The 2290-nt window shown below is 74.6% G+C and carries 1 protein-coding gene and 2 pseudogenes; all 3 read left to right on the plus strand.

Translation table 11 applies throughout. From position 1 onward, the window contains the following. Nucleotides 1-469 (plus strand): annotated as a pseudogene (locus B0E53_RS35630) (hypothetical protein); the annotation flags it as partial. A 73-nt stretch (nucleotides 470-542) separates the two neighbouring features. Beyond that, on the plus strand, nucleotides 543-1508 hold the full coding sequence (locus tag B0E53_RS35635; RefSeq protein WP_107079840.1) for a hypothetical protein: 966 nt from the start codon (nucleotides 543-545) through the stop codon (nucleotides 1506-1508). 194 nt (nucleotides 1509-1702) lie between these two features. After that, nucleotides 1703-2290 (plus strand): annotated as a pseudogene (locus B0E53_RS35640) (MFS transporter); the annotation flags it as partial.

The following is a 2290-nucleotide window of genomic DNA, read 5'->3' on the forward strand; positions in this document are numbered from 1 at the left end:
GGCCACCCCGCCGCCCGCCCCGGCCTGGCCGGCGGTGCCCTCGGCGCGGCGGCCCCGCCCGGTCTGGCGCCGGGTCGTCTCGGTGCTGTCCACCCTGCTCACCGCGGCGCTGCTGGTGGTGGTCGGGCTCTACCTCTGGCAGCGGCTGCGCCCGCTGGAGGTCGAGGGGGTGACCGTGGCGGTGCCCCGACCTCCCGGTGTGGCCTGCGACGTCACCGTGGACGTGGTGGCCACCGTGCGCACCAACGGGCGCGGTGGGGTGATCCGCTACCAGTGGTTCCGCTCGGACGCGCCGCCGGGGAGCCTGCTCACCGAGCGGGTCGGCCGCGGCCAGCGGACCGCCACCCTCACCCTCAAGTGGACGTTCAGCGGGGTCGGCGCGACCACCGGGACCGCCACCGTCAACATCATCGAGCCGTCGCCGGTGCAGGCCGGCACGCAGGTCCGATACCGCTGCCCCGGGGGCTGACCGCGTTTCCCGGACGTCTGGTCAGGGTAGCTCCAGGCGAACGACCCCTGACCAAGTGCGTGGAGGCCCTTCGATGAAAGACAACTTCGGGGACGCGGTGGGCGACGCGTTCCGCTCGGTGATGCTGTTCCTGCCCAAGGCGGTCGCCTTCATCGCCATCCTGGTGGCCGGTTGGCTGATCGCCAAGGCCGTGCTGAAGATCGTGGACAAGGTCCTGGAACGGGTCCACTTCGACCGGGCCGTCGAGCGCGGCGGCATCAAGACCGCACTCGCCCGCTCGAAGTACGACGCCAGCGACATCGTCGCCAAGCTGGCCTACTACGGGGTGCTGCTGGTCACCCTCCAGCTCGCCTTCGGCATCTGGGGCCCGAACCCGATCTCGGACCTGATCCACGGGGTGGTGGCCTGGCTGCCCCGGGCGTTCGTGGCCATCGTCATCGTGGTGGTCGCCGCGGCCATCGCCAAGGCGGTCAAGGACATCATCTCCAGCGCCCTCGGCGGCCTCTCCTACGGCCGGGTGCTCGCCAACATCGCCTCCGTGTTCATCCTCGGCCTCGGCATCATCGCCGCGCTCAACCAGATCGGCGTCGCCACCACGGTGACCACCCCGGTGCTGATCGCCGTGCTCGCCACGGTCGGCGGCATCCTCGTCGTCGGGGTCGGTGGCGGCCTGGTCCGCCCGATGCAGAGCCGCTGGGAGAACTGGCTGGCCCGCGCCGAGGAGGAGTCGCGGACCATCGCCACCCACGCCCGGGCGTACCAGGCCGGGCGGCGGGACGTCGAGGCGCGGTTCGCCGGGCCGACCAGCCCGTACGCCGAGGCCGAGCTGACCCGGCCGGTGCCCGGCGAGGCCGACGCGGACCGGACCCAGCCGGTGGCCCCGTACGGCGCCGCGGAGCCGACCCAGCCGGTGCCGCCGTACGGCGACCCGGACCGCACCCAGCCGACCACGCCGCGGCAGCCCACGGCCGAGCAGGCCGCGGACAACGAGGCCACCATGGTCATCCCGCAGGCGGACGTGGACCGGTCCCGCCGCTGACCGACCGCCCACCGGCCGGGGTGGGGCCCTGCGGGGTCCCACCCCGGTCCGTGCGCGGGGCGGCGCGGGCGCCGGACGGGCGCTACCATCGCCGCATGCACTGGCGACATTGATGCCCTGCTGAGGGTCGAGCCCGCGGGCCACCGCGGACACCGCACGTCCGGTGTCCGTCACGTCCCCGTGGGAAGGCCCCAATGCTCATCGTCTCCGCGCGCGTGCCCGCCGAGCGCCGGCTCGCCGCCACCCTCTACGCCTACGCGTTCCTCACCGACCTGGTCCTGCTCTATCCGGTGTACGCGCTGCTCTTCGCCGACACCGGGCTGTCGGTCGGGCAGATCTCCTCGCTCTTCGTGCTCTGGTCGGCCGCCGGCATCCTGCTGGAGGTGCCCTCGGGCGCCTGGGCCGACGCCGTCTCCCGGCGGCTGCTGCTCTGCCTCGCCCCGCTGCTCGCCGCCGCCGGCTTCGCGCTCTGGGTGCTCGTCCCGTCCTACCCGGCGTTCGCCGTCGGCTTCCTGCTCTGGGGCGCGGGCGGCGCGCTGCGCTCCGGCGCCCTGGAGGCGCTGGTCTGGACCGAACTGGACCGGCTCGGCGCCGCCGGCCGGTACGCCCGGCTGGCCGGCCGGGCGAAGACCGCCGAGCTGCTCGGGGTGGTCGCCGCCATGGGGCTGGCCGCCCCGGTGCTGGCTCTCGGCGGCTACCCGGCGGTCGGCGCGGCGAGCGTCGCGGCGTGCCGTGGACCGGGAGCACCGGACGCTGCTCGAACTGGCCGGGCAGGTCGCCGA

Origin of the sequence: Micromonospora sp. MH33 (assembly GCF_003013775.1) — a bacterium.
GTDB lineage: Bacteria > Actinomycetota > Actinomycetes > Mycobacteriales > Micromonosporaceae > Micromonospora > Micromonospora fulviviridis.

Excerpts from the sequence above, each read along its gene's own strand:
- B0E53_RS35635 (WP_107079840.1), top strand. The coding sequence starts at position 543 with ATGAAAGACAACTTCGGGGACGCGGTGGGCGACGCGTTCCGCTCGGTG.